At 61.4% G+C, this 21,402-nt stretch carries 26 protein-coding genes and 1 pseudogene; all 27 read left to right on the top strand.

Going from position 1 to position 21,402, the window contains the following annotated elements:
* Positions 1 to 2: 2 nt before the first annotated feature.
* The 27 genes and pseudogenes from ACVWYU_RS04935 (at position 3) to ACVWYU_RS04805 (ending at position 21,311) form a co-directional block, all read left to right on the top strand.
* On the top strand, positions 3 to 2,021 hold the full coding sequence (locus tag ACVWYU_RS04935; protein ID WP_457372088.1) for a phage terminase large subunit family protein: 2,019 nt from the start codon (positions 3 to 5) through the stop codon (positions 2,019 to 2,021).
* A gap of 1 nt (position 2,022) precedes the next feature.
* A complete protein-coding gene (locus tag ACVWYU_RS04930) occupies positions 2,023 to 2,229 on the top strand; it encodes a phage head-tail joining protein (RefSeq protein ID WP_008048905.1) in 207 nt (68 codons plus the stop codon).
* Complete coding sequence (locus ACVWYU_RS04925; RefSeq protein WP_457372087.1) at positions 2,229 to 3,707, top strand: phage portal protein; 1,479 nt, start codon at positions 2,229 to 2,231, stop codon at positions 3,705 to 3,707. The genes ACVWYU_RS04930 and ACVWYU_RS04925 overlap by 1 nt, the downstream gene beginning before the upstream one ends.
* Positions 3,704 to 4,858, top strand: a complete 1,155-nt coding sequence (locus ACVWYU_RS04920) for a head maturation protease, ClpP-related (RefSeq protein WP_457372086.1) — start codon at positions 3,704 to 3,706, stop codon at positions 4,856 to 4,858. Before ACVWYU_RS04925 ends, ACVWYU_RS04920 begins: the two co-directional genes overlap by 4 nt.
* Positions 4,855 to 5,199 (top strand): head decoration protein, encoded by a 345-nt coding sequence (locus tag ACVWYU_RS04915; protein ID WP_457372085.1) that lies wholly within the window; start codon positions 4,855 to 4,857, stop codon positions 5,197 to 5,199. The genes ACVWYU_RS04920 and ACVWYU_RS04915 overlap by 4 nt, the downstream gene beginning before the upstream one ends.
* A 62-nt stretch (positions 5,200 to 5,261) precedes the next feature.
* On the top strand, positions 5,262 to 6,257 hold the full coding sequence (locus ACVWYU_RS04910; protein ID WP_090321283.1) for a major capsid protein: 996 nt from the start codon (positions 5,262 to 5,264) through the stop codon (positions 6,255 to 6,257).
* Between the two features lie 2 nt (positions 6,258 to 6,259).
* Complete coding sequence (locus ACVWYU_RS04905) at positions 6,260 to 6,580, top strand: head-tail joining protein (protein WP_457372084.1); 321 nt, start codon at positions 6,260 to 6,262, stop codon at positions 6,578 to 6,580.
* Complete coding sequence (locus tag ACVWYU_RS04900) at positions 6,577 to 7,233, top strand: hypothetical protein (protein WP_457372083.1); 657 nt, start codon at positions 6,577 to 6,579, stop codon at positions 7,231 to 7,233. The genes ACVWYU_RS04905 and ACVWYU_RS04900 overlap by 4 nt, the downstream gene beginning before the upstream one ends.
* Before the next feature lies 1 nt (position 7,234).
* On the top strand, positions 7,235 to 7,753 hold the full coding sequence (locus ACVWYU_RS04895; RefSeq protein ID WP_457372082.1) for a hypothetical protein: 519 nt from the start codon (positions 7,235 to 7,237) through the stop codon (positions 7,751 to 7,753).
* Positions 7,750 to 8,307: a phage baseplate assembly protein V gene (locus tag ACVWYU_RS04890; protein ID WP_457372081.1), complete on the top strand. Its 558-nt coding sequence runs from the start codon at positions 7,750 to 7,752 to the stop codon at positions 8,305 to 8,307. Before ACVWYU_RS04895 ends, ACVWYU_RS04890 begins: the two co-directional genes overlap by 4 nt.
* A 54-nt stretch (positions 8,308 to 8,361) precedes the next feature.
* Positions 8,362 to 8,625, top strand: a complete 264-nt coding sequence (locus ACVWYU_RS04885; protein ID WP_457372080.1) for a hypothetical protein — start codon at positions 8,362 to 8,364, stop codon at positions 8,623 to 8,625.
* A 5-nt stretch (positions 8,626 to 8,630) separates the two neighbouring features.
* Entirely contained in the window at positions 8,631 to 8,957 is a 327-nt protein-coding gene (locus ACVWYU_RS04880; RefSeq protein WP_457372079.1) for a GPW/gp25 family protein, read from the top strand.
* Complete coding sequence (locus ACVWYU_RS04875) at positions 8,954 to 9,940, top strand: baseplate assembly protein (RefSeq protein ID WP_457372078.1); 987 nt, start codon at positions 8,954 to 8,956, stop codon at positions 9,938 to 9,940. The genes ACVWYU_RS04880 and ACVWYU_RS04875 overlap by 4 nt, the downstream gene beginning before the upstream one ends.
* Positions 9,937 to 10,665 carry a phage tail protein I gene (locus tag ACVWYU_RS04870; RefSeq protein WP_457372077.1) on the top strand — a complete coding sequence of 243 codons (729 nt, stop codon included), beginning with the start codon at positions 9,937 to 9,939 and terminating at the stop codon, positions 10,663 to 10,665. Before ACVWYU_RS04875 ends, ACVWYU_RS04870 begins: the two co-directional genes overlap by 4 nt.
* Positions 10,662 to 11,348, top strand: a complete 687-nt coding sequence (locus ACVWYU_RS04865) for a phage tail-collar fiber domain-containing protein (RefSeq protein WP_457372076.1) — start codon at positions 10,662 to 10,664, stop codon at positions 11,346 to 11,348. The genes ACVWYU_RS04870 and ACVWYU_RS04865 overlap by 4 nt, the downstream gene beginning before the upstream one ends.
* Before the next feature lie 3 nt (positions 11,349 to 11,351).
* Positions 11,352 to 12,113, top strand: coding sequence for a hypothetical protein (locus tag ACVWYU_RS04860; protein ID WP_457372075.1), 762 nt, complete (start codon positions 11,352 to 11,354; stop codon positions 12,111 to 12,113).
* Positions 12,114 to 12,125: 12 nt separating this feature from the next.
* Complete coding sequence (locus ACVWYU_RS04855; protein WP_457372074.1) at positions 12,126 to 12,590, top strand: hypothetical protein; 465 nt, start codon at positions 12,126 to 12,128, stop codon at positions 12,588 to 12,590.
* Positions 12,591 to 12,691: 101 nt separating this feature from the next.
* Positions 12,692 to 13,858, top strand: coding sequence for a phage tail sheath subtilisin-like domain-containing protein (locus ACVWYU_RS04850; protein WP_090321318.1), 1,167 nt, complete (start codon positions 12,692 to 12,694; stop codon positions 13,856 to 13,858).
* Positions 13,859 to 13,870: 12 nt separating this feature from the next.
* The gene (locus ACVWYU_RS04845) at positions 13,871 to 14,374 is read left to right on the top strand and encodes a phage major tail tube protein (protein ID WP_457372073.1); all 504 of its coding nucleotides are present in this window, start codon (positions 13,871 to 13,873) and stop codon (positions 14,372 to 14,374) included.
* Between the two features lie 14 nt (positions 14,375 to 14,388).
* Positions 14,389 to 14,664: pseudogene (locus tag ACVWYU_RS04840) on the top strand (phage tail assembly protein); the annotation flags it as partial.
* A gap of 12 nt (positions 14,665 to 14,676) precedes the next feature.
* Positions 14,677 to 14,988 (top strand): phage tail assembly protein, encoded by a 312-nt coding sequence (locus ACVWYU_RS04835; protein ID WP_457372266.1) that lies wholly within the window; start codon positions 14,677 to 14,679, stop codon positions 14,986 to 14,988.
* Between the two features lie 150 nt (positions 14,989 to 15,138).
* Entirely contained in the window at positions 15,139 to 18,009 is a 2,871-nt protein-coding gene (locus tag ACVWYU_RS04830; RefSeq protein WP_457372072.1) for a phage tail tape measure protein, read from the top strand.
* Between the two features lie 9 nt (positions 18,010 to 18,018).
* The gene (locus ACVWYU_RS04825; protein WP_457372071.1) at positions 18,019 to 18,864 is read left to right on the top strand and encodes a phage tail protein; all 846 of its coding nucleotides are present in this window, start codon (positions 18,019 to 18,021) and stop codon (positions 18,862 to 18,864) included.
* Positions 18,839 to 19,045 (top strand): tail protein X, encoded by a 207-nt coding sequence (locus tag ACVWYU_RS04820; RefSeq protein ID WP_457372070.1) that lies wholly within the window; start codon positions 18,839 to 18,841, stop codon positions 19,043 to 19,045. Before ACVWYU_RS04825 ends, ACVWYU_RS04820 begins: the two co-directional genes overlap by 26 nt.
* A gap of 82 nt (positions 19,046 to 19,127) precedes the next feature.
* Positions 19,128 to 20,177, top strand: a complete 1,050-nt coding sequence (locus ACVWYU_RS04815) for a phage late control D family protein (protein ID WP_457372069.1) — start codon at positions 19,128 to 19,130, stop codon at positions 20,175 to 20,177.
* 49 nt (positions 20,178 to 20,226) lie between these two features.
* Positions 20,227 to 20,790, top strand: a complete 564-nt coding sequence (locus ACVWYU_RS04810) for a glycoside hydrolase family 19 protein (protein ID WP_457372068.1) — start codon at positions 20,227 to 20,229, stop codon at positions 20,788 to 20,790.
* Entirely contained in the window at positions 20,772 to 21,311 is a 540-nt protein-coding gene (locus ACVWYU_RS04805; RefSeq protein ID WP_457372067.1) for a lysis protein, read from the top strand. Before ACVWYU_RS04810 ends, ACVWYU_RS04805 begins: the two co-directional genes overlap by 19 nt.
* Positions 21,312 to 21,402: the final 91 nt, after the last annotated feature.

Here is a 21,402-nt window from a genome sequence, read left to right as displayed (position 1 = left end):
TTATGCCTACGGACATTCCTGATGGTGCAGAGGTGTACCGTGAGGCGTATTTCCGTGGGCTCCGGCCCGACCCGGATGTCTGGATCGATCAGTGGGCCGATGAGTACATGCGCATTCCGCGTGACACCGGCGCTGCTGAACCCGGCCAGTACCGCACTTCACGTACACCGTACGCCCGCGAGCCCATGCGCTGCCTGTCGCCAGCTCACCCCTGCAAGCGAGTGATCACCATGGTCGCGTCGCAGCTAATGAAAACCCAGATTGGTCTGAACTGGATTGGCGGCCTGATGCACATGGCTCCGTCGAACATCCTGGCGCTGTTGCCCAGCTTGGGCCTGGCCAAACGGGTGTCGTCGCGGATCGGCAAAACCATCAAGGCGACGCCGGTGTTGCGTGAGCGTGTCGCGGCCAGCCGCTCGCGGGACTCTCGCAACACCATGGACACCAAGGAGTTCGAGGGCGGTACCTTGTATGTCACCACCGCCGGCTCAGCGGCCAACTTGTCGGAGCTGTCTGCGCGCTACATCTACGGCGACGAGATCGACCGCTGGGAAGTGGACATCGGCGAGGAGGGTGACCCCATTGAGCTGGCGGAAACGCGGGGCAGTACCTTCGGCCGCAACGCGAAGTTCTATTTCTCCAGCTCTCCCACGATCAAGGGCGCCTCGCGAATCTCCGATTTGTTCGAGGGCAGCGATCAGCGTCACTACTACGTGCCGTGCCCGTATTGTGGTCACATGCAGACGCTTGAGTGGGAAAACCTTCTCTACTCGGCCGACTTCAGCGTAGTGCATTACAAGTGCGCGGCGTCCGGGATGGACTGTGACGTGCTGATCGATGAATACCACAAGGGTGAAATGCTCGCCAAAGGCGAGTGGCGCGCCCATGTCGAGGGTGACGGCGAGACGGTGGGCTTTCACCTCAACGCACTGTATTCGCCCCTCGGCTGGATGGACTGGAAGTCGCTGGCCAAGCAATTTGAGAAAGCCAAAAAGGCCCAGGCCAAGGGTGATCTTGAACCCATGCAGGTGTTCTACAACACCCGGCTGGCGAAGGTCTGGGATGCAGCTCAAGAGCAGACCAAAGCCAATGTGCTGAGAGCCCGAGCGCGCTTGGAACTCTTCGGTCTGGGGTCGATGCCAGCAGCGGTGCTCATGATCACCGGAGCCGTCGACGTTCAGGCCAACCGCCTGGAATTCATGGCCATGGGCTGGGGCGTCGGCATGGAGCGCTGGGTCATTGACTACCAGATCGTTTCGGGCGACCCCGCCGATGAACGCACCTGGGCCGCGCTCGACGAATTGCTCAAAGCCAAGTATCGCCATCCGTGCGATGTTGGCCTCGGCATTCTCGCGGTGGCGGTCGACTCCGGTGGCCACCACACCGATGAGGTTTACCAGTTCTGCCGTGTCCGCCGCTGGCGAAATGTCTTCGCCATCAAGGGTGCGAGCAAGCCCGGCAAGCCGGTGATTGCTCAGCGCCCATCAATGGTGGACGTCACCTGGAAAGGTCAGACCGAGCGTAACGGCGCCGAGCTGTGGTTCGTCGGTACCGACACCGCGAAGGACTGGATTTACAACCGTTATCCGTTCGAAGCCGGCCCGGGCGCGCTGCACTTTGCCAATGACCTGCCCGATGATTTTTTCGATCAGTGTGTCGCCGAGCGTAAGGTCGCGCGCTACATCCGTGGTCACAAGCGTATCGAATGGGTTAAGGGCAAGGCCGAACGCAACGAAGCGCTCGACCTGATGGTGTACTGCCTGGCCATGGCCCATTACCTGGGTCTCAATCGCTACAAGGAGCACGACTGGGAGCGGGTGCGCCAGTCGCTGGCGCAGTCAGGTCTGTTCGACGAAGGCATCAAGCCAGTGCAAGGCGAGCGCGTCAGTAATGCCGAGCAAAACGCATCCGCTGTTGTACCGCAACCAGCTCCGCAGCCACTTGGTCCTGTCGTGCAATCGCGACCCGTAGCACCACCTCAACGCCGCAGCTCCAGTAGCGGTTACCTGAAGAGACGCTGATATGTCATTTACCCAGAAGCACCTCGACGCAGTTGAGGCGGCCATCGCTCGCGGTGAGAAAACCGTGCGCTACACCGACCGTACCGTGGAGTACCGTTCGGTCGATGAGCTGCTGAAAGCTCGTGACGAGATCCGCACCTCGCTGGTGAACTCAGCCGGACCGCGCTCCCGCGTCGTTCGGCTTTGCCACGGAGGCAAAGGACTCTAATGGCTCGCTATCCGACGCTGACCCGTAACGGATTCGTGTTGCCGTCAAACATCAAAGCCAGTTACGAAGGCGCCGGTGAGGGTCGTCGCTCCACTGGCTGGGATGCGCCGGACAACGGAATCAACAGCATCAACACCCCGGCGCTGCGCAATCTGCGTTCACGGTCGCGGGCAGCGGTTCGTAATGACCCGTATGCCTACAACGTCATCGACAAGCGCGTCAGTAACCTGATCGGTACCGGCATCACGCCGCGACCGAAAACCGACAACGAAGCCCTGCGCAAACTGTTGCAGGAGCTTTGGGACGACTGGGTCGATGAATCGGATGCCGACGAGCGCACCGACTTCAATGGCCAGCAGGCACTGATCGCTCGCACTGTCGAAACGTCAGGTGAATGCTTTGTCCGCTTGCGACCGCGTAGCTTAGATGAAGGTTTAGCGGTGCCGTTGCAGATTCAGGCGCTGGCGCCGGAGTTCGTACCGCACGACAAATTCGAGACGACCAAAGCCGGCAACATCATCCGTGCAGGAATTGAGTTCACGCCCGGCGGCAAGCGGGTGGCGTACTGGATGTACCTGGCGCATCCACGCGATGCGTCGTCGCTGAACGCCGGTTATAACCAACTGGTGCGGGTGCCTGCTGCGCAGGTGCTGCACATCTTTGAACCGGTCGAGCCGGGCCAGCTGCGCGGTGTTCCGCGATTGTCGCCGGTGTTGAAACGCCTGCGCAGTCTCGACAACTACGACGACGCGGTCTTGTTCCGGCAGGAGGTGGCCAACCTGTTTGCCGGGTTTATCAGCCGGCCAGCCCCGGACTCCGGCCCTGTGCCAAGAGACCCGGTTACCGGTCAACCGCTGAGCCTGGATGGCGATGGCTTCACGCCTATGGTCGCCTTGGAGCCCGGCACCATGCAGGAGTTGGGACCAGGTGAAGAGGTTGAGTTTTCCAAGCCACCGGACGCCGGCAACAACTATCCCGACTTCATGCGACAGCAATTGATGGCAGCTGCAGCGGGTACCGGGACGCCCTACGAAATCCTCACCGGCGACATGCGCGAGGTTAACGACCGGGCGTTGCGGGTGGTGCTGAACGAGTTCCGGCGCCGTTTGGAGCAGCTGCAATTCAGCGTGTATGTGCATCAACTCTGCCGCCCCGTGCGGGCAGCCTGGATGGACATGGCCGTGCTGTCGGGTGCCCTGGTGTTGGACGACTACGCGCAGCGTCGCCGCGAATACCTGCGTACCCGTTGGGTGCCGCAAGGCTGGGCCTACATCCAGCCGGTGCAAGACGTGCAGGCGCGGCGCATGGAAGTGCAGGCGGGATTCGCCTCGCGTAGCGAAATGGTCCTGCGTACCGGTTACGACGCCGAAACGGTCGACGCCGAAAACGCGGCCGACCTGGCCCGGGCCACCCATCTTGGCCTCAACTACAACACTCTTGAAGCCGTCGAACCGCTCGACGACAAGGAGCAACCATGAGCAAAAAAGCGCGACCGCGCATTTACAACCGGGCGGGCCAGCGCGTGCCGGTGCAAGACAAGACCTGGTATGCCCTTCAGGCCAGCGGCGACGCCCCCGAGCGAGTGATCGAAGTGTTCGTCTATGGCGAGATCGGCGGCTGGGGCATTACCGCCAATCAGTTCGTGCAAGACCTGCGCGCCATGGACGATGGCGCCTCGCCGGTGATTGCCGCCTTCAATAGCATCGGTGGTGATTTGTTTGACGGGCTGGCCATGCACAATGCCCTGTCGCGTTTGGGTGAGCGTTGCACCGGTCGGATCGATGCGCTGGCGGCCAGTGCAGCCAGCGTGGCCGTGTGTGGTGCGCACCGAGTGGTGATCGCCTCAAACGCCATGTTGATGATTCACAACCCCTGGACTTACGCGGCCGGCGATGCCGAAGACTTCCGCAAAGTGGCCGACGTTCTCGATCAGACGATGGAAGCCATCATAGCGGCCTACAAGGCCAAGGCACCGGACATCGATGAGGTCGAGTTGCGACGCTTGGTCGCGAACGAAACATGGTTGACCGCCAGTGAAGCGGTGGCCTTGGGGCTGGCTGATGAAGTCGGCGACGGCGTCAAGGTCAAGGCCTGTCTCGGCCAAGGGGCCGTGTTGCAGCGCTACCAGCATGCACCGGCCGAATTGCTCGCGCAGCTTGACGAACCACCGGAGACAGAGTCGGATTTGGAGCCTGACGATCCGCCGCTGACACCGCCCGTAGTCGACTCGGCAAAGCTAGCCCTGATGATTACCCAGCGCTGCGCTGAGGCGGGGATCAGCAACCTTGTCGATTCGCTACTCAGCTCCACCAAACTTGAAAACGAGGAAATCGTCCAGGCCGAGTTGGCCCGTGCCAAGGCCGTGAATGACTTGTGTGTGGCTGCACGCTTGCCGGAGTTCAGCGCCGAATTTGTTGCGGCAGGGCTGGACGTCGCAGCTGTTCGAGCGCGCCTGTTCGACAAGATCGTCACCAGCGGCAAGGGCTTCGAAATCGACAACAGCTTGCCGCTGGACGATGACCCTGCGCCAAAGGTGCAGGCCAAACAAATCGATCAACCATCCATCTGGTCTGCCCGCCAAGCCGCGCAGACCGGTAAATCCCGATCTGCGACAGGAGCAAGACGATGACCATTCAACGCGAACCCATGCATGCAGGCGAGTTTCTCCTGTCTGAAGGGGCGGGCACCATTTCCCGCGAAGCCATCAATGTTGCCGCCGGCCCAGCGCTGGAGCCGGGGCAGATCCTGGGATTGGTTACCGCTACCGCTGAGTTTGCCCCTTACAACCCGACTGCCGAAGACGGCACCGAAAACGCTATCGCCATTCTCTACGGTCCACTTGGCGAGTCGGATGTGGTGCGTCGCGGTCGCGCCGTGGTGCGTCTGGCGGAAGTCAGCGAAACACACCTCACCGGCCTTGATCCTGCGGCTGAAAAAGCACTGGCTACTCATTCGCTGATCGTTCGCTAAGACAACAACTCTGATTCCCCGGCCCGCCCAGTGCGGGTTTTTTGTTTTCTGGAGATAGCTACATGGCTGACATTGAAATCTTTAACGATGACGCGTTTTCGGTCTCTTCGCTGACCGCCGCCATCAACGAACAGGAATACCTCCCGGGCCGCATCAGCAGCCTAGGCCTGTTCCAGGAAGAGGGTATCAACACCCTGACCGTACAGATCGAAAAAGACGGCGATACCCTGGCCCTGGTACCTGCAGGTGAGCGCGGCACGTCAGGCCTGGTGGTCAGCGGCACAAAGCGCAATCTGATCCCGTTCAACACCGTGCACCTGCCGCAACGCTTCGCCATCAAGGCCGACGAGATCCAGGGCATTCGCGCCTTCGGCACCCGTTCTGAATTGCAGGCCGTGCAGGACGTGGTTAACAAGCGCCTGGCCAAAGCGCGTCGGCAGCTGGATGCCACGCACGAATTCCAGCGTATGGGCGCGCTCAATGGCCAGATCCTTGATGCGGACGGCACCACCGTCTTGCTCGACATCTACAAAACGTTCGGCGTTACCCGCAAGAAAATGTCCATGGGGCTGAACAGTCCGGACACCGAACTTCGCGTCAAGTGTGGTGATGCGCTGGACCTGCAGGAGGAAGCCCTGGGCAGTATCACCAGCACCGGCTCGCGGGCACTGTGCGGTAAGAATTTCTGGAACAAGCTGCTGGTCCACAAGTCGGTTAAGGAAACCTACCTCAACAGCCAGCAGGCAGCGGCGTTGCGCGGCGATGCTCGCGAAAGTTTCGAATTCGGCGGCATCGTCTGGGAGCGCTATCGCGGGAAGATCGCCGGCGTGACCTTCATCCATGACGACAAGGCGCTGCTGATTCCCGAAGGCGTGCCGGACCTTTACATCTCGGTGTTCGCGCCGGCCGACTACATGGAAACGGTTAACACCGAAGGCGTGCCGTACTACAGCAAAATCGAGCCGATGCCGTTCAACAAGGGCATGGCCGGTGAAGCCCAGTCGAACCCGCTGCACCTGTGCACTCGACCGCTCGCGCAGATTCTGCTGGAACTCTGAGCATGGGCTTTCGTGATCTGATTGCCGAGGTGGATGCCGTGGTGTTCGAAACCCTGGGCGACAGCGCGCGGATCGAAGGCCGCGACGAACCGGTGCTCGGCATGTTCGCAGCACCCTGGCTACAGCCGAAGTTCGGCAAGCTCAACACGGGCCTGCGCGAGCCGCGACTCGAGATCCGCGTCAGCGATTCAGCGGGCCTGCAACAGGGCATGTTGGTCAGTATCGACTTGCCCGCGCTGGACGGCGGTGGCGATTACGACCTGCTGCAGCTGGAGCCGAGTGGCGACGGCCTGGTCGCCTTGATCCTGAGGATGCGTGCATGAATGTCGGTAGCCACTTCAAGTCCTCGGCCGACGGCGGAATGATCTCGATTCAGTCTTCGTCGGCAGATCTGCAAGCGTTCCAGGAGCTGGCCAAGGTGGTGCCCAAAGCGGCGGCCGCCGCGCATCGTCGCGCGATCAACAAGACGTTGGGTTGGTTGCGCACGCACATTGCCCGGGCGGTCAGTCGACAGGAACGCATCGCTGTTGCGGCGGTGCGTCAGCGGTTGCGCAGCTATCCGGTCACAGGTGGGGCCACGAGCGGCAAGTTGTGGTTTGGCTTGAACGCTATCGAGTCCAGCCGGATTGGCCGGGCACGACAGACCGGCATCGGCGTATCAGTGGCCGGGCGGCGGTATCAGGGGGCGTTCCTCAAAAAGGTCTATGGCAACAAGCCCGACATCTGGATTCGCACGGCGAGCAAACACTTCAATCCGGACGACTACCCCGACAGCACCGTCAGTGCGCGGGGTGGCGCCAGTTCGGGTTGGATTGCGGAGAACGACAGTCGCTTTCCGCTGGCCAAGGCCAAGGTCTCCCTGGAGCAGGCGCGACCGCACTTCGACAGCTGGGTACGTAAGGCCGATGAGCGCTTGATGGAGATCCTGCAGCAGGAGCTCAACTTTGAACTGCAAAAGTACCTGAAGGGGAAATGACGTGTCGGATGAGCCATTTACTTTGGATCAACTCTATCAGGCCATCGAGCAACACCTGGTCGCGGAATTGCCGGGTGTCAGAGCAGTAACTGCCTGGCCGAAAATCGAAGATCGTATCGCGCTGCCGGCGGTGTTTTTGGAGATGGCCGAGTTCGAACCCGGTACCGATATCGGAACCGGAGAAACAACGCTGGTGTGCAAGTTCGAGGCGCGCATCGTCGTCGACCCGATCCAGCGACATCACCATCAGCAAGCCGTGCAATTGGCTACTCAATTGGCGTTGATTCTTCGGGCACAAACCTGGGGGCTGGAAGTCGAGCCGGCGGTGTTCATTCAAGCCGGGCAGGACTGGACTCGGCCGGAGCTGGATGGTTACACCGTCTGGCTGGTGGAGTGGGATCAGCAGATCTACCTCGGCCCGCAGCAATGGCCATGGCCCGATGAGCCGCCGGGCTCACTGTGGTTCGGTTTCAACAACGACACCAAAGAGCAGTTCTTTCCTGCGGATGACGTGCCATGAGTTACGCCCTGGCCGAACATGACCGCATGATCGCCGCCATGTTGATGCCGTGTGTCGTGGTCGGGGTGGATCTGGCAGCGGCCGCCGTACGGGTGCAGTCCGGTGACTGGGTGAGCGCCTGGGTGCGCTGGCACAGTTTGGCAGCCGGCAAGGCCCGACACTGGCGGGCGCCGAGCCTGAATGAGCAGGGGGTGTTGTTCAACCCCAGTGGCCAGGCCGGCATGGGCACCTTTATTCCCGGGCTGTACGGCGATGCCGGCGGGCAACCGGATAACCGCGATCATGTGGAAGTCTGGCGTTTCGAGGATGGTGGTTCGCTGGTGTACGACTGGGAAGCCAGGAGCTACACCATCACCCTGCCAAGCGGGACGGTATCGATCAAGGTAGGCAGCACCGAAGCGGTGGTTACTGACAGCGCCGTCAACGTCACGAGTGGGATGATTAACCTGAATGGCGCGGTGAATATCGACGGTCCGTTGCATGTCACGCAGGACATCACCAGCGATGCAGCCATTATCGACACGACGGGCAACACGCCCAACCACAAGCATTAATTAAACCGATCAAAGCCCGCCCAGTGTGGGCTTTTTCATGCCTGGAGAAAACACATGGCCAAGCCCACTGAGGTGTCTGCCACTGATGAACACACGATCACCAAGCCGTTGCAGGAGCAGGAGCAGGAGCAGGAGCAGGAGCAGGAGCAGGAATTTTCGACGTTCCGTGACACGGTTTATACCTCGCGTCTGCTGATCGTGCCCGAAACCGGCCGTACGTTGGCCGTGACCAAAGGGCAGGTACAGGTAAAAACTGCAGATGTCGAAGCCATCACCTTTCTGAAATCCCACCCGGACCTTCAGCCGCTCATGGAGTGATGTCGATGATCGGAATGGACCGCCATACCGGCCAACCCATTTCCGGCGTCGAGCACCTTCGCCAGTCCATTGCGGACATTTTGGCCACGCCGCTGGGCAGTCGCCGTTATCGGCCGGAGTACGGCAGCACGCTCCGGCGCTTTGTTGACCTTCCGGTGAACGAAGGCTGGAAGAGCGCGGTTCAAGCCGAGGTCGCCCGAGCGTTGGGACGCTGGGAGCCGCGTTTGCGCCTGGAGCGTGTGCGGGTGCTGTCCGTGCTGAATGGGGCCATCGATATTCAAGTGAGCGGCGAATACCTCGGTGAAGGTGTGTTGCTGGAGGTGAGTGCATGAGTGTCGTCAACCTGTCGGCATTGCCGGCGCCAGAAGTGCTGGAGTCGCTGGATTTTGAAGAGATCTACCAGGAAGTACTGGCCGACTTTCGTTTGCAGATGGACGATAACTGGACGGCGGTGCTGGAGTCTGACCCGGTCGTCAAGCTGCTGGAGGTTGCGGCCTATCAGAAGCTGATGAGCCGGGCGCGGATCAATGACGCGGCGAAGGCCAGTCTGTTGGCCTATGCACGCGGCACGGATCTGGACAATCGCGCGGTTGATTATGGGGTCGAGCGGCTGACGATTACCGAGGCCGACCCTGATGCGGTGCCGCCGATTGCGGCGGTGATGGAAAAAGACGACGCGCTGCGGTATCGCACTCAGCTATCCCTTGAGAGCCTGTCGGTGGCGGGCAGTCGCGGCGCGTATGAGTTTCACGCACTGACCGCCTCGGCCAACGTCGCGAGCGTGTCGGTCGACTCGCCAACCTTCAAGGCGGCGGAGATCAGCCAGGCGGTGCGCGATCAGTTGCCGGCCGGGGCAATCGTGGTCGTCTGCGACTACCCGGCCGGCCTGGTCAACCCATTGCCCGGCGACGTGTCGCTGGCGGTGCTGCCGGCACCCGAGAGCACGGTGGAGCCGGACGCCCTGGTAGCCACCGTGCAAGCGGCGTTATCGGCCGAGGACGTGCGCCCGATCACCGATCGGCCGCGTAGCCAGCTCGGCCAGCCGAGCAACTTTAGTGTCGATGCCGAGCTGGAGATTTTAGACGGCCCGTCGAAGGTGGTCGTTCTGGCGGCGGCCAATGCGGCGCTGGTGGCAGCGATCAAGGCGGCCCGGCAGTTAGAGGGGGAAATGTCGCTGTCGGCGATCTACGCCGCCTTGCACGTCTCTGGCGTGCGCCGGGTGGTGCTGAAACAGCCCACGGCCGACGTGATCTGTGACAAGCGGCATTACCCCAACTGCACCTCGATCAAGGTCACAGGGACGGTCGTTCAATGAGCCGGTTATTACCGCTGAACAGCACGCCGCTGGAACGTGCGCTGGCCACGGCCTGCGACCTGGGCATTGACCCGGAAATCATCCGGGGCGTGGCCGACTCGGCGCGCTGTCCGGTGGACTTCTTGCCCTGGTTGGCCTGGGCCATGTCGGTCGAAGGCTGGGAGGCCGCCGACACCGAAGAACAGCAACGCGCGCTGATTCGCGAGTCGATCCCGGTTCACAAGCGCAAGGGCACGGTCGGTGCGGTGCGCCGAGTGCTGAAGGCGGTCGGGGTGCGGGCCGAGTTCAAGGAGTGGACGCAAATCCCCGGCGCGGTGCCTTACACCTTTGAGTTGATCGCCTGGGCCAACGACAACCGCGGCGACGAGGGATCGATTCTGTCTCCGCAGCTGTTCCAGCGTCTGCGTGCCCTGGTCGACGCGACAAAGAACGAGCGTAGTCACTACGCGCTCAAGGTCGGCGCGCGGTTTGACGGTGGCTTTCGCCTGGGCAATGCCAGCCAAACGCGGCAATTGGACCGCCGCACGCTGGACGTGCAAGGCGTACCGATGGATACCGCCGAGCAAACCCTGGGGCTGGCCAACGCGTCCAGCGTTCGCTGTGTCGTTCATCAAAGCGCCGATCTGATGGGCGTTCCTATTCAAGTAGAGCAGGGCTTTGCGGTCGCGAACGCGCACCGTACCCGAATCGTTGTTCGCGCCACTATGGAGGCCGTCCTCGTATGAGTACCCCGTTACAACCCGTGATCACCAAGGCCGGACTGGCCGCTATCTGGCGCGCAGATAACACCGGCGTGGCGGCAGAAATCACCCATGTCGAAGTGGGCACCAGCGGTTACACCCCGGCCAACACACAGACTGCTTTGCGCACCCCGGTGGCGAAATACGCCATTTCCGACGGCCAGCGCCTGAGCGACACCCTGATTCATGTCACGGCGGTGGCCGACGATGGCAAAGCCTATTGGGCTCGTGAGATCGGCTTTCGGTTGTCGGATGGCACGCTGCTGGCGGTGTGGTCGCACCCGACCGAGGCGCTGACCTACAAGTCGGCTACGGCCGAGTTGCTGCTGGCCTATGACCTGTCGCTGACCGCGTTGCCGGCCAATAGCGTGACCATCACGTCAACCGGTGCGGGTTTGAACCTGACGCTATCGGCCGAGCTGGCCGCGCTGGCGACAGCCAGTGTTGCTGGCATGTTGCGTGATCTTAAGCATCAGGACTCGCTCGATAGTCAGGAAAAAGTCGATCAGGTAGTAGGCCAACAAATCGCCAATTTGATGGACCGAATGAAAACCGCTGAAGTGCGGGCTGAAACGGATCATGAGGAATTGCTAACGGCAGTTGTTGCCAATGCTGCGGGGATTGTTGCCTTGCAAACACTTTTTGCCAAAACCACGCTTGGAGTCTGACCTATGAGTCTCGAATCTGTAATTTCTGACCTCGTTACTGAAACCAAAGGTCTTCTTTCATATTTCACCGGTGCTAAGAAAGGCATTGAAACGGCGGTCGCCTCGGCGATCGCGGCGGTGCCCGCCATGCAAAAAACGTGGTACGTCGACCAGCTCGCTGGCCTGGACACTAACGACGGGCTAACTCGCGATACGGCGTTTCGCAGTATCGCCAAGGCAATGGCGGCCACGCCGGCCAACGGGATCTGCTTTGTTAACCTGCTGTCTGACTACACCATGACGGATACGCCAGCATTGACGGTTGGCTATCTGATCATCAATGGAAATGGTGCAGTTCGTAACTTGTTCCCGAAGTATTACCAAAGTACGGACGCCGCTGGCGTAACCACTACGGGGATGGGTGGGTTTTCCGCGTGGTCACAGGGTTACAACGTCGAACTTCGCTATTGCAACTTAGTGCTGCCGTCTCCGGCTGGACAGGTTCCTGCGCCAAGCACTACGCGCTCATGTTCGTTTGTCCGCACCAACTCTGGGGCCAATCTGCCGCCCTATGTTGGGCTTGTGATGCAGGGTATCGCTGTAACGATGCCGTCGGACTTCTATGGGGCTTTGGTGGGTTTGTCTGCATCGTCAGCGGTATTGACCGTGGCGGGTGGGACGTTCCCCGCTGGCATGCTCGGGCATTACTTTTCAAACGTGACCAACCCCGCTGGAACCAACCCGCAAACCCTGTCAACCGTGTTGACTAACCTCAGTCTGATTTAAGGATCTGCCCGCATGAACAAAGTGAACCTCAATGTTAATTACGAGGGGCAAGCCTATATCGGGTTCGCCTTCGCGGATCTGGCTCTAGGAGCTGCGGTGATTGTTGCCACTCAGCAAATTGATCAAGCGGCCGACGTGGCTCGCCGTGCGGTGCTGGGCGATTCGCTGCGCGCTCTGGAGTATGAGCACGCCGCCGTCGAGGCCCGCGGCTTCGCCGCTGGTGGTTACGCTGGCGACATGCCGCCCTCGGTGCAGGCCTGGGCCGACGCGGCCGAACTGGAGCCCAAAGCGGCGGCCGACAGCATCATTGCCGAGGCCGAGGCTTGGCAAACGGCGCTGTATGCCATCCGTGCGGCTCGTCTGAAGGGCAAACAACGGGTGCTCAAGGCCACCAGTCACGACGCCGCCGAGGCGCTGGCTGACACTGCAATCGCGGCCATTCGCGACAGCATTGCCGGGGTTGGCAACGCTGCCTAAACCCTGGTTCAAACGCCTTGAGCGCCCCGCATTGTCGGGGCGTATTTGTTTGTGCAAATGACCGCGCCGGGCGCGGTCTTTTGCTTTCTGGAGAATGCTACATGAGTGGATTTTTTCACGGCGTTACGACGACGTTGGTCGACACCGGTGCGCGGACCATTGCCTTGCCATCGTCCTCGATCATTGGTCTGTGCGATACCTTCACCCCGGGCATTCTCGGCGGCGGTACGGCCAAAGCGGGTGACCTGGTATTGCTCACCTCCGAGCGCGAAGCCATTGCCGCGTTCGGTGCTGACTCGGCGATTACCCGGGCGGCTCAAGCGATCTATGTCCGCGCCAAGGCGGTGATCGTCGCGGTCGGCGTGCCCAAACTCGAAGATGCCGCGCTGCAAACCTCGGCCATCATCGGCGGTGTCCTGGCCTCGGGGCAGCGCACAGGCCTGCAAGCCTTGCTCGACGGCAAGAGCAAACACAACGCTCAACCCAAACTTTTGATCGCCCCTAAACATTCAGCGACCCAGGCCGTGGCCACCGCCATGGATGCGCTGGCCGGCAAGCTGCGCGCCATGGCCATTGTCGACGGTCCGAACACCACCGACGAGGCGGTGATGGCGTACGCCGAAAACTTCGGCAGCAAGCGGGTGTACCTAGTCGATCCAGGTGTCCAGTACTGGGACACGGTGCTCAGTGCCACGGTCGATGCGCCGGGCTCGGCCTGGGTCGCGGGCCTGTTTGCCTGGACCGATGCGAACTACGGTTACTGGGCCTCCCCGTCGAACAAGGAGTTTGTCGGCATCACCGGTACCACACGCCCGATTGAGTACCTGGACGGCGATGAAACCTGTCGGGCCAACCTGCTCAATGGCGCGAACATTGCCACGATCATCCGTGATGGCGGGTATCGCCTGTGGGGCAACCGCACCTGCTCCAGCGATGCGAAATGGGCGTTCGTCACTCGCGTGCGCACCTGCGACATCCTCATGGATGCAATTCAGGCCGGGCATAAGTGGGCGGTCGACCGCTCGATCACCAAAACCTACGTCAAGGAAGTGACCGAAGGCCTGGATGCGTTCATGCGCGATCAGAAAAACGCCGGGGCGATCATCAATTTTGAAGTGTTTCCGGACACCGAACTCAACACCGCCAGCCAGATCGAGCAGGGCAAGGTGTATTGGCGCATTCGCTTCACCGACGTGCCGCCGGCAGAAAACCCGAACTTCCTGATCGAAGTCACCAACCAGTGGCTGACCGAAGTCCTCGACGCTTAAGGAGCATGCAGGATGATTCCTCAAACTTTGTACAACACCAACCTGTTCGTCGACGGCGTCAACTTTGCCGGTGACGTGCCGAGCCTGACCTTGCCCAAGCTGACCACCAAAACCGACGAGTATCGGGGCGGTGGCATGGCCGGTGCCATCGAAATGGACCAGGGCCTGGAAAAAATGGAAGCGTCTTTTGTCACCAAAGGCGTGCGTCGCGAGTCACTCAAACACTTCGGGCTGGCCGATGGCTCGGCGTTCAACGCGTCGTTCCGTGGTGCCTTTCGCGGGCACAAGGGCACCGTCACGGCGGTGGTGGCTACCTTGCGCGGTCTGCTCAAAGAAGTCGATTTGGGCGACTGGAAAGCCGGCGATCCGGCGGAAATCAAACACGCGATCGCGCCGGTCTACTACAAGCTCGAAATCGACGGTCGGGTGATGTACGAAATCGACATGATTGCCGGGGTCCAGGTGATCGATGGCAAAGACCAGCTGGCTGAAGTGCGCTCCGCGCTTGGTCTCTAAGGGAATAGATCCGCATGACCATGCAAACTGTGAAAAAACTGCCGGCCTGGCTGTCGATCAACACCGACAGCGCCGTCGTGACCCTGTCGCGTCCGAGTGAGGTCAACGGCGTGAAGGTGGATTCATTGATGCTGCGGGCGCCGCTGGTGCGTGAGGTCCGCGCCGCAGATCGGGCGGCGGGTGACGATGACGAGCAGCGCGAACTGTTGCTGTTCGCCAGCCTGGCCGAGGCGGGCATCAAGGATCTGGAAGGCCTGAAGGTGGTTGACTACCGCCGTCTGCAGGCGGCCTATTCGCACCTGGTGCCGCACGCGGATTATTCGAAATCACTCCCGGCGTGGCTGTCGATCACTGCTGAAAATGCGCTGGTCAGTCTGTCGCGCCCCAGCGCAATCAATGGCGTGCAGGTCGACAAACTGACCCTGCGTTCACCCACGGTGCGCGAAGTGCGGGCGGCTGATCGCGCGGCAGGTGGCGACGACGAACAGCGCGAACTGGTGTTGTTCGCGGACCTGGCCGGCGCCGCTATCGCCGATCTGGAGGGCCTGAAGGTGGTGGACTACAACCGCTTGCAGGCCGGCTATTTTCGCCTGGAGCAAGACGACGGGGTTTGATCCGGGGGTGATGAAGATGGTGGCGAAACGTCTCGCGGCGGACACCGGATTTTCTGCCGCCGAGATTCAGTCGATGCCATTTTACGAGATGGTCTGGTGGCTCACGGATTGAGCCGCTTCCGGTAACGCTCTGTACAGGGGAGCCATGACATGGCGAACAAACTCTCCCTCGGGTTGGTGATCGGTGGTGCCGTCAGTCCTACGGTCGGCGCCGCGTTCAATGAGGTGACGGGGCGCATCAAGCGCCTGGAAGCGGAAGGCAACAAGGCGCGGGTGCTGCAGCGCACGATTGGCGACACCATTCGCCTGCGCGATGAATGGAAAAAGGCCCACGACAGCGGCGCCGCTGGGGCGTCCAAGCTGCTGGGTCGCTTGAATTCCAACCTCGACAGCCTGAAAAAACAGGGTATCGAAGTGGGTCGGCTGGACAAGGCGTACCGTTCCCTCGGCCAGGCGGCAAGCAAGGCCGAGTTCAAGGCCAAGGGTTACCAGCAGATCGATGCCGGCAAGGCGGGGATGAAAAGCACGGTCGGTCAGGCCGTGGCCGGTGTGGCGACGGTGGGTATTGCGACCAAGGTCAGTGCCGACTTCGGGGCCATCGTCCGCGACATCGCGATCAAGGCCGGCATTGCCAATGATCCGAAAGAAAAGCAGATGGCGCAGACGATCATCGAGACCTCGCGCGACACGGGTATGGCGCGCAATGACGTCGCCGACGTGGTCAACCAGCTGGTGGGCGCCGGCATGGATCTGGCCAAGGCGCTGGAGTATGCCCCGGTCGCGGCCAAGTTTGCTGTGGGTCAGGGTTCGAGCGGTGCCGACACGGCGAAGATGATCAATGCCCTCGGGCAGAACGCCAAGATTACCGACGCCAAACAGATGCAGCAGGCACTGGAAGCCATTGCCTTTCAGGGCCAGGCCGGCAGTTTTGAAGCGGTCGACATGGCGCGTTGGTTCCCCGAACTGCTGTCGAACATGGGCAATTTGAACATCACCGGCATGGACGCGGTGACGCAGTTGGGTGCCATGCTCCAGGTACAGATGAAGACTGCCGGCGGCGCCGATGAGGCGGCGAACAACCTGAAAAACTGGATGGGCAAGATCGGCTCAACCGACACGGTGGCGGCTTATCAAAAAGCCGGCATCGACTACAAGGGCTCGATGCAGACCGGTTTGCAGAACGGCATGTCGACGCTGGAATCCAGCATGGCCTTGGCGCAGAAGTACATCCAGGCCACCGACCCGAAACGCGCCGCGCAGATGGCCGAAGCGACGGCGAAGATCAGCCAGGAGGCGGATCCAGAAAAGGCCAAGGCGATGATGGCGTCGCTGGAGGAAGCCTTGCGCACCGGTGACCTGTTCGCCGACATGCAGGTCAAGGCCGCGCTTTCGGCCTACCTGCAGAACAAGGCGCTGTACAGCCAACTGAAAAACGATTCGCGTGAAGCGTCGGGCATCCTCGATAAAAACCTCGCCGAGCGGCGTGAAGCGTCGTCGCAGAAGTGGGCGGAAATGGCGCAGTCGATGGATGACGCCCTGCGCAGTGTCGGCGATGCCCTGCGGCCGGTGACCGATTCCGTGGCCGAGGGATTGACCAAAGTCACCAAAGGCATCACCGCGTTGTCGGACAGCTCGCCCGGGGTGGTCACCGGTATCGCGGCAGTGGGCGGTGGATTCCTGGCGCTGAAAACGTTGTTCAGCTCGTACAAGATCGGCAAGGGCTTGTTCAACCTGGCGCGCGGGACACTGGGCAAAGGCAAGTCCGACGAGGTGCAGAAAGTCTTCATCACCAACTCCTTGGAGGGAGATCGTGCCGCGCCTGGGACTGAGCTCAAGGGCAAGGCGGGTAAGGCCTTGTCATTGGTCGAGACTGGACTGAAGGCCGTGGCGGCGGTCAAGGGCGCGTCTGAAGGTGGTGAGGCGACTGACGGGCAGGAGGGCAAGAAAGCCGGTGGTTTTGACTTGGTGTCGACCGGTCTCAAGGTGGTGTCGCTGGCCAAAGAAGCCGCAGGCGATGGCGATGTTCAAGCCGGTCTAGAAGACGGCGCCGTCAGGAAGGTGTTTGTGGTCAACGCTGCCGCCATGGGCGGCGGAGGTGGACCGGTTGAGCTTCGGCGCCGTGGTCGTGGGGCCGCCCGTAATTCCTCGCGGCGGCGTCGGTCTGCAGTGCCGCCACGCCCGGGAGGCCCTTCACGTCCCCCGGTCCCCGCTCCAAGGCCGGCTGTTCCAGCGCCGCGTCCAGCCGCATCCGTATCTGCAACCAGCGGCGTGTTGGCCAAGCTGGGGGGCGTGGCGGAAACGGTGGGGAAGGTCGGCAAACTGGGCAAAGTGATTCCGGGCGGCTCGCTGATAGAAGCCGGTGGCATGGCATTCGAAACCTACCAGAACGCCAAGACCCAGACCGAAAAGGCCGAAGGTTACGGCGAGGCGGCGGGTTCGCTGGCGGGCACCATGGCCGGTGCCGCCGCCGGGGCGGCCATCGGTTCGGTGGTCCCCATCATTGGTACCGCCATTGGCGGAATGGTCGGCGCGTATCTGGGCAGCCTGGGCGGCACTGCCTTGGGCGGTGTCGCGGGCAAGTCATGGTTCGGCAGCGAAGAGCAAAAGCCGGCAACTGCAGTAACGCCTTTGCTGACGGCGCCTCGGCCGGGGCCGGTGGTGCCAAGTCTGGCCAGTATGGGGCGTTCCTTCAACGGGGCGAACGCACCTGGTGCATTACTGATGGCAGGTCCCACCGCACCACCCAGCCCAGCCTTGGGTGATGTCGCGCGCGCGTTGGCGGCGCCGACTCCGACCAAGCCCGCGCCGGTGGTCATTCAGCCGAAAGAGCCTGGGAAACCGGCGCCGACCAAGGTGGATCAGCAGTTTCAGTACTCCTTGAACATGCCAGTCACCGTGCAAGGCGATGTCAAAGATCCGCAACGACTGGCGCAGGACCTGATGCCGCATATGCAGCGCATGATGGCCGATGCCGCGAAACAGAGTGCGTCCAACCAACTGTTCGATGAACCCCATTTGTAAGGAGCACCCATGGCCTACATGGAACAGCTACAGGCCGGCCTGAAGTACCTGGTTGAAGCGGGGGAGACCGGGCGTCGCAGTGCGGATGGCATGCTCGGCCCGGTGAACGGGGCGATCCGCGAAATAACCGGCGCGGCATCCGAGCTGGAAAACATCCCCTTCGTGGGGCCGGCGATAGGTGCCAAGCTGCAGCGAGTGATGCGTGGTGTCGATGCGGCACAGGCCAAGGTCGGCCAGGTGGTGGCCACCTACGGCCGGGCGACCCGTGCCGCCGCCGAGGTGCAGGCGCGCATGGGGACGTTAAAGGAACAGGCGGGCAAGGCATCGACGGCGATCAATTCGATTGCCGGCAAGGTCAGTCCGTCACTGGCCAACATCGTGCCGACCAGTGCGTTCGCCATTGATGGCACGCCGGCACCGGAGGCCGTGAAGCCGTTCCCGCATCTGCTGATCCTGCAGCCGCAAGATCCCAAGGCCCAACCGTATTACTTCAACCTGGATACGGCGGCCTTCGACGAACTCACGCGCTCCACCGAGTTTCGCTGGGCCTCGCAAGAACGCCTGTCGCGCCGGTCGGCGCAGCAAGCGGTCGGCATTGGCGAAGAAAAAATAAGCCTGAAAGGCACGATCTATCCCGGCTTCAAGGGCGGGCTTAAGCAGCTCGACACCTTGCGTAGCATAGGCGCGCAACTGAGGCCGTTAACCCTGACCACGGGCTATGGCGATGTTATGGGCACCTGGTGCCTGAAGAGCATCGCGGAAGAGCAGGGCGCGCTGATGCACGGCGGAATTCCGCGTAAACAAGGGTTCACTCTGGAGTTTGTGCGCTATGGCGACGACATGCAGAACGTCTGACGGGGATCTGCTGGACACCATCTGCCATAACTACTATGGCCATTTGAGCGGCACTGTTGAGGCGGTGCTGAATGCCAATCAGGGCCTGGCCGATGAGGCGCAGCCCTATCGTGCAGGTGTGGTGATCGCGCTACCGGATCTGGCGACGCCCGCACAGGAACAGGTCACACTTTGGGATTGATGGTCTACACTCGAGCCGCTTGATTACTCAAGCTCCTTACTTTCTTACCCGCCTTGTGCGGGTTTTTTTTTGAGCAAAATCCATGACGCCTATTTTTCGCATCGTTGCCAATGGCGCCGATATCACGGCGTTGATCAATGATCGGCTGATTCAGCTGCGCACTCTGGACAAGCCTGGGATGGAATCCGACGAGTTCGAATTACGCATCGATGACCGCGATGGTCAGGTAACCCTGCCGTCGCGCGGCAGTGCCATCGAGGTCTATCTCGGTTACGCCGAAACGTCGCTGGCCCGTATGGGACGTTACATGGTGGACGAGATCGAGGTTTCCGGGCCACCGGACACTCTGGTGATCAAGGGCAAGGCCAGTGACATGCGCGGCACCGGCAAGACCATCCGCAGCGGCAGTTGGGAGAACGTACCGCTGTCGACCATCGTGACCGACATTGCGGCGCGCAACAGCTGGCAGCCGGTATGTCCGGTGGACACCAAGGTGATCCGGGCGGACCAGCTTAGTGAGTCCGATTTTAATTTCCTCACTCGCCTGGCTAAGCAGTACGACTGCACGGCCAAGGTGGCCGAGGGCAAGCTGTTGGTGATGCCGCGCCAAGGCGGCCAAAGCGCAAGCGGCAAGGCCTTCGGTGCGATCACCTTGACGCGCAGCGACGTCAGTCGTTGGCAGTTTCGTCTGGGGGATCGCAATGCGCACAAGGCCGTGGCGACCAAACATCAGGATAAGAAGAACGGAAAACTGGTCGTGGTCTCCCTGGACAACGACGACGTGCCCGATGGCCTGCCGGCGGTGCACACCGACCGGCATATCTATCCCAATAAAACCGCTGCCGAGGCGGCGGCCAAGGCTCGCTTGGCCGCGTTCAATCGATCGGGTGCCGGCGTGCGTCTGGAAATGCCTGGGCGTACGGACATCTTTGCCGAGCGCTCGATCAATGCCCAAGGCTTCAAGGAAGGACTCGATGGTGAGTACCTGACCGATTCGGTTGAACAGGTTTACACCCAGTCCGGTTGGTCGACCACTGTCGAGTGCAACGGCGGCAAGCAAGGCAAAGCGAAGGCCAAGGGCAAGAAGAAAAAACAACCGAAGGACCTCAAGGTGGTCCAGCTGAGTCAATAAGCCGAGTCCGCTGACAGTGTCGCTGTCAGACAAAACAGGAGTTACGCGAATGCCGTTAACTGAATTACAACTACAGCGCATCATGCCGAACGCCCGCCGCCAAGCGGGCGTTTTTGTTTCCGCCCTAAACGCCGCCATGGCCCGCCGGCAAATCAACACGCCAAAACGCCAGGCGGCGTTTCTCGCGCAGGTCGGCCACGAGTCCGGTCAACTGCAGTACGTGCGTGAACTGGGCAGCGAGCAGTACCTGGCCAAATACGACACCGGCAATCTGGCGGTGAAGTTGGGGAACACCCCAGAGGCGGATGGGGATGGCCAGCGCTATCGCGGTCGCGGCCTGATCCAGATCACCGGTTACAGCAACTACCTGCGCTGCAGCCTGGCGCTGTTCAATGACGAGCGTTTGTTGCGCACGCCCGAATTGCTCGAGCAGCCCCAATGGGCGGCCGAGTCGGCGGCATGGTTCTGGTGGGTGCGCGAGCTGAGCGCGTTAGCCGATCGGGACGAGTTCGAGGCGATCACCCGCAAGATCAACGGCGGCCTCAATGGTCTGACGGATCGACTGCAGCTGTGGGAGCGGGCGAGGGCGGTGTTATGCGTCTCGTCGACCTGATCCCTGCACCGTCCCGAGTGTTGGTAGTCGGCAGCCTACTGATTGCAATCGCAGGTGGTGCTGCCGTGCTGACCTGGCAGGTCCAGGACTGGCGCTATGGCCAACAGCTCGCTGAACAGGCCCGACTGCACACTGACACCCTCAATCAACTGGCCCTGGCTTCGACCGCGCAACAGCGTGCCGAACAAGACAAACGTCTGGCCTTGGAGCAGCGCCTATCAGCCAGCGAACAAACCCATTACCGAGCCCTGAGCGATGCCCAACGTGATCAAGGTCGCCTGCGCGACCGCCTTGCCACTGCTGATGTGCGCCTGTCAGTCCTACTCGACGCCACCGATTCAGCCAGCGGCTGCGCAATGTCAGCCACCACCACCGGCGGCGTGGTTCATGGCCCCACAAGAGCCCAACTTGACCCAGCGCATGCTCAACGAATTATCGGCATCACCGATGTCGGCGACCAAGGATTGATTGCCCTGGCAGCCTGTCAGGCCTATGCCAAAGAAGTCTCAACACCGAAGTGAAAAAGAGCGACCGGGGTGGATGCGTCAACATCCAACCCGGCCGCCGTCCCTGCAGATGGTCCCTGCAAGTCCAGCCAAGGCTCTTACTCCG

Source organism: Pseudomonas sp. TE12234 (assembly GCF_054061835.1).
The sequence above is the reverse complement of the archived record's forward strand: the minus strand, read 5'-3'. Positions and strand labels throughout refer to the sequence as shown.

Excerpts from the sequence above, each read along its gene's own strand:
- ACVWYU_RS04935 (WP_457372088.1), top strand. The coding sequence starts at position 3 with ATGCCTACGGACATTCCTGATGGTGCAGAGGTGTACCGTGAGGCGTAT.
- ACVWYU_RS04930 (WP_008048905.1), top strand. The coding sequence starts at position 2,023 with ATGTCATTTACCCAGAAGCACCTCGACGCAGTTGAGGCGGCCATCGCT.
- ACVWYU_RS04925 (WP_457372087.1), top strand. The coding sequence starts at position 2,229 with ATGGCTCGCTATCCGACGCTGACCCGTAACGGATTCGTGTTGCCGTCA.
- ACVWYU_RS04920 (WP_457372086.1), top strand. The coding sequence starts at position 3,704 with ATGAGCAAAAAAGCGCGACCGCGCATTTACAACCGGGCGGGCCAGCGC.
- ACVWYU_RS04915 (WP_457372085.1), top strand. The coding sequence starts at position 4,855 with ATGACCATTCAACGCGAACCCATGCATGCAGGCGAGTTTCTCCTGTCT.
- ACVWYU_RS04910 (WP_090321283.1), top strand. The coding sequence starts at position 5,262 with ATGGCTGACATTGAAATCTTTAACGATGACGCGTTTTCGGTCTCTTCG.
- ACVWYU_RS04905 (WP_457372084.1), top strand. The coding sequence starts at position 6,260 with ATGGGCTTTCGTGATCTGATTGCCGAGGTGGATGCCGTGGTGTTCGAA.
- ACVWYU_RS04900 (WP_457372083.1), top strand. The coding sequence starts at position 6,577 with ATGAATGTCGGTAGCCACTTCAAGTCCTCGGCCGACGGCGGAATGATC.
- ACVWYU_RS04890 (WP_457372081.1), top strand. The coding sequence starts at position 7,750 with ATGAGTTACGCCCTGGCCGAACATGACCGCATGATCGCCGCCATGTTG.
- ACVWYU_RS04885 (WP_457372080.1), top strand. The coding sequence starts at position 8,362 with ATGGCCAAGCCCACTGAGGTGTCTGCCACTGATGAACACACGATCACC.
- ACVWYU_RS04880 (WP_457372079.1), top strand. The coding sequence starts at position 8,631 with ATGATCGGAATGGACCGCCATACCGGCCAACCCATTTCCGGCGTCGAG.
- ACVWYU_RS04875 (WP_457372078.1), top strand. The coding sequence starts at position 8,954 with ATGAGTGTCGTCAACCTGTCGGCATTGCCGGCGCCAGAAGTGCTGGAG.
- ACVWYU_RS04870 (WP_457372077.1), top strand. The coding sequence starts at position 9,937 with ATGAGCCGGTTATTACCGCTGAACAGCACGCCGCTGGAACGTGCGCTG.
- ACVWYU_RS04865 (WP_457372076.1), top strand. The coding sequence starts at position 10,662 with ATGAGTACCCCGTTACAACCCGTGATCACCAAGGCCGGACTGGCCGCT.
- ACVWYU_RS04860 (WP_457372075.1), top strand. The coding sequence starts at position 11,352 with ATGAGTCTCGAATCTGTAATTTCTGACCTCGTTACTGAAACCAAAGGT.
- ACVWYU_RS04855 (WP_457372074.1), top strand. The coding sequence starts at position 12,126 with ATGAACAAAGTGAACCTCAATGTTAATTACGAGGGGCAAGCCTATATC.
- ACVWYU_RS04850 (WP_090321318.1), top strand. The coding sequence starts at position 12,692 with ATGAGTGGATTTTTTCACGGCGTTACGACGACGTTGGTCGACACCGGT.
- ACVWYU_RS04845 (WP_457372073.1), top strand. The coding sequence starts at position 13,871 with ATGATTCCTCAAACTTTGTACAACACCAACCTGTTCGTCGACGGCGTC.
- ACVWYU_RS04830 (WP_457372072.1), top strand. The coding sequence starts at position 15,139 with ATGGCGAACAAACTCTCCCTCGGGTTGGTGATCGGTGGTGCCGTCAGT.
- ACVWYU_RS04825 (WP_457372071.1), top strand. The coding sequence starts at position 18,019 with ATGGCCTACATGGAACAGCTACAGGCCGGCCTGAAGTACCTGGTTGAA.
- ACVWYU_RS04820 (WP_457372070.1), top strand. The coding sequence starts at position 18,839 with ATGGCGACGACATGCAGAACGTCTGACGGGGATCTGCTGGACACCATC.
- ACVWYU_RS04815 (WP_457372069.1), top strand. The coding sequence starts at position 19,128 with ATGACGCCTATTTTTCGCATCGTTGCCAATGGCGCCGATATCACGGCG.
- ACVWYU_RS04810 (WP_457372068.1), top strand. The coding sequence starts at position 20,227 with ATGCCGTTAACTGAATTACAACTACAGCGCATCATGCCGAACGCCCGC.
- ACVWYU_RS04805 (WP_457372067.1), top strand. The coding sequence starts at position 20,772 with ATGCGTCTCGTCGACCTGATCCCTGCACCGTCCCGAGTGTTGGTAGTC.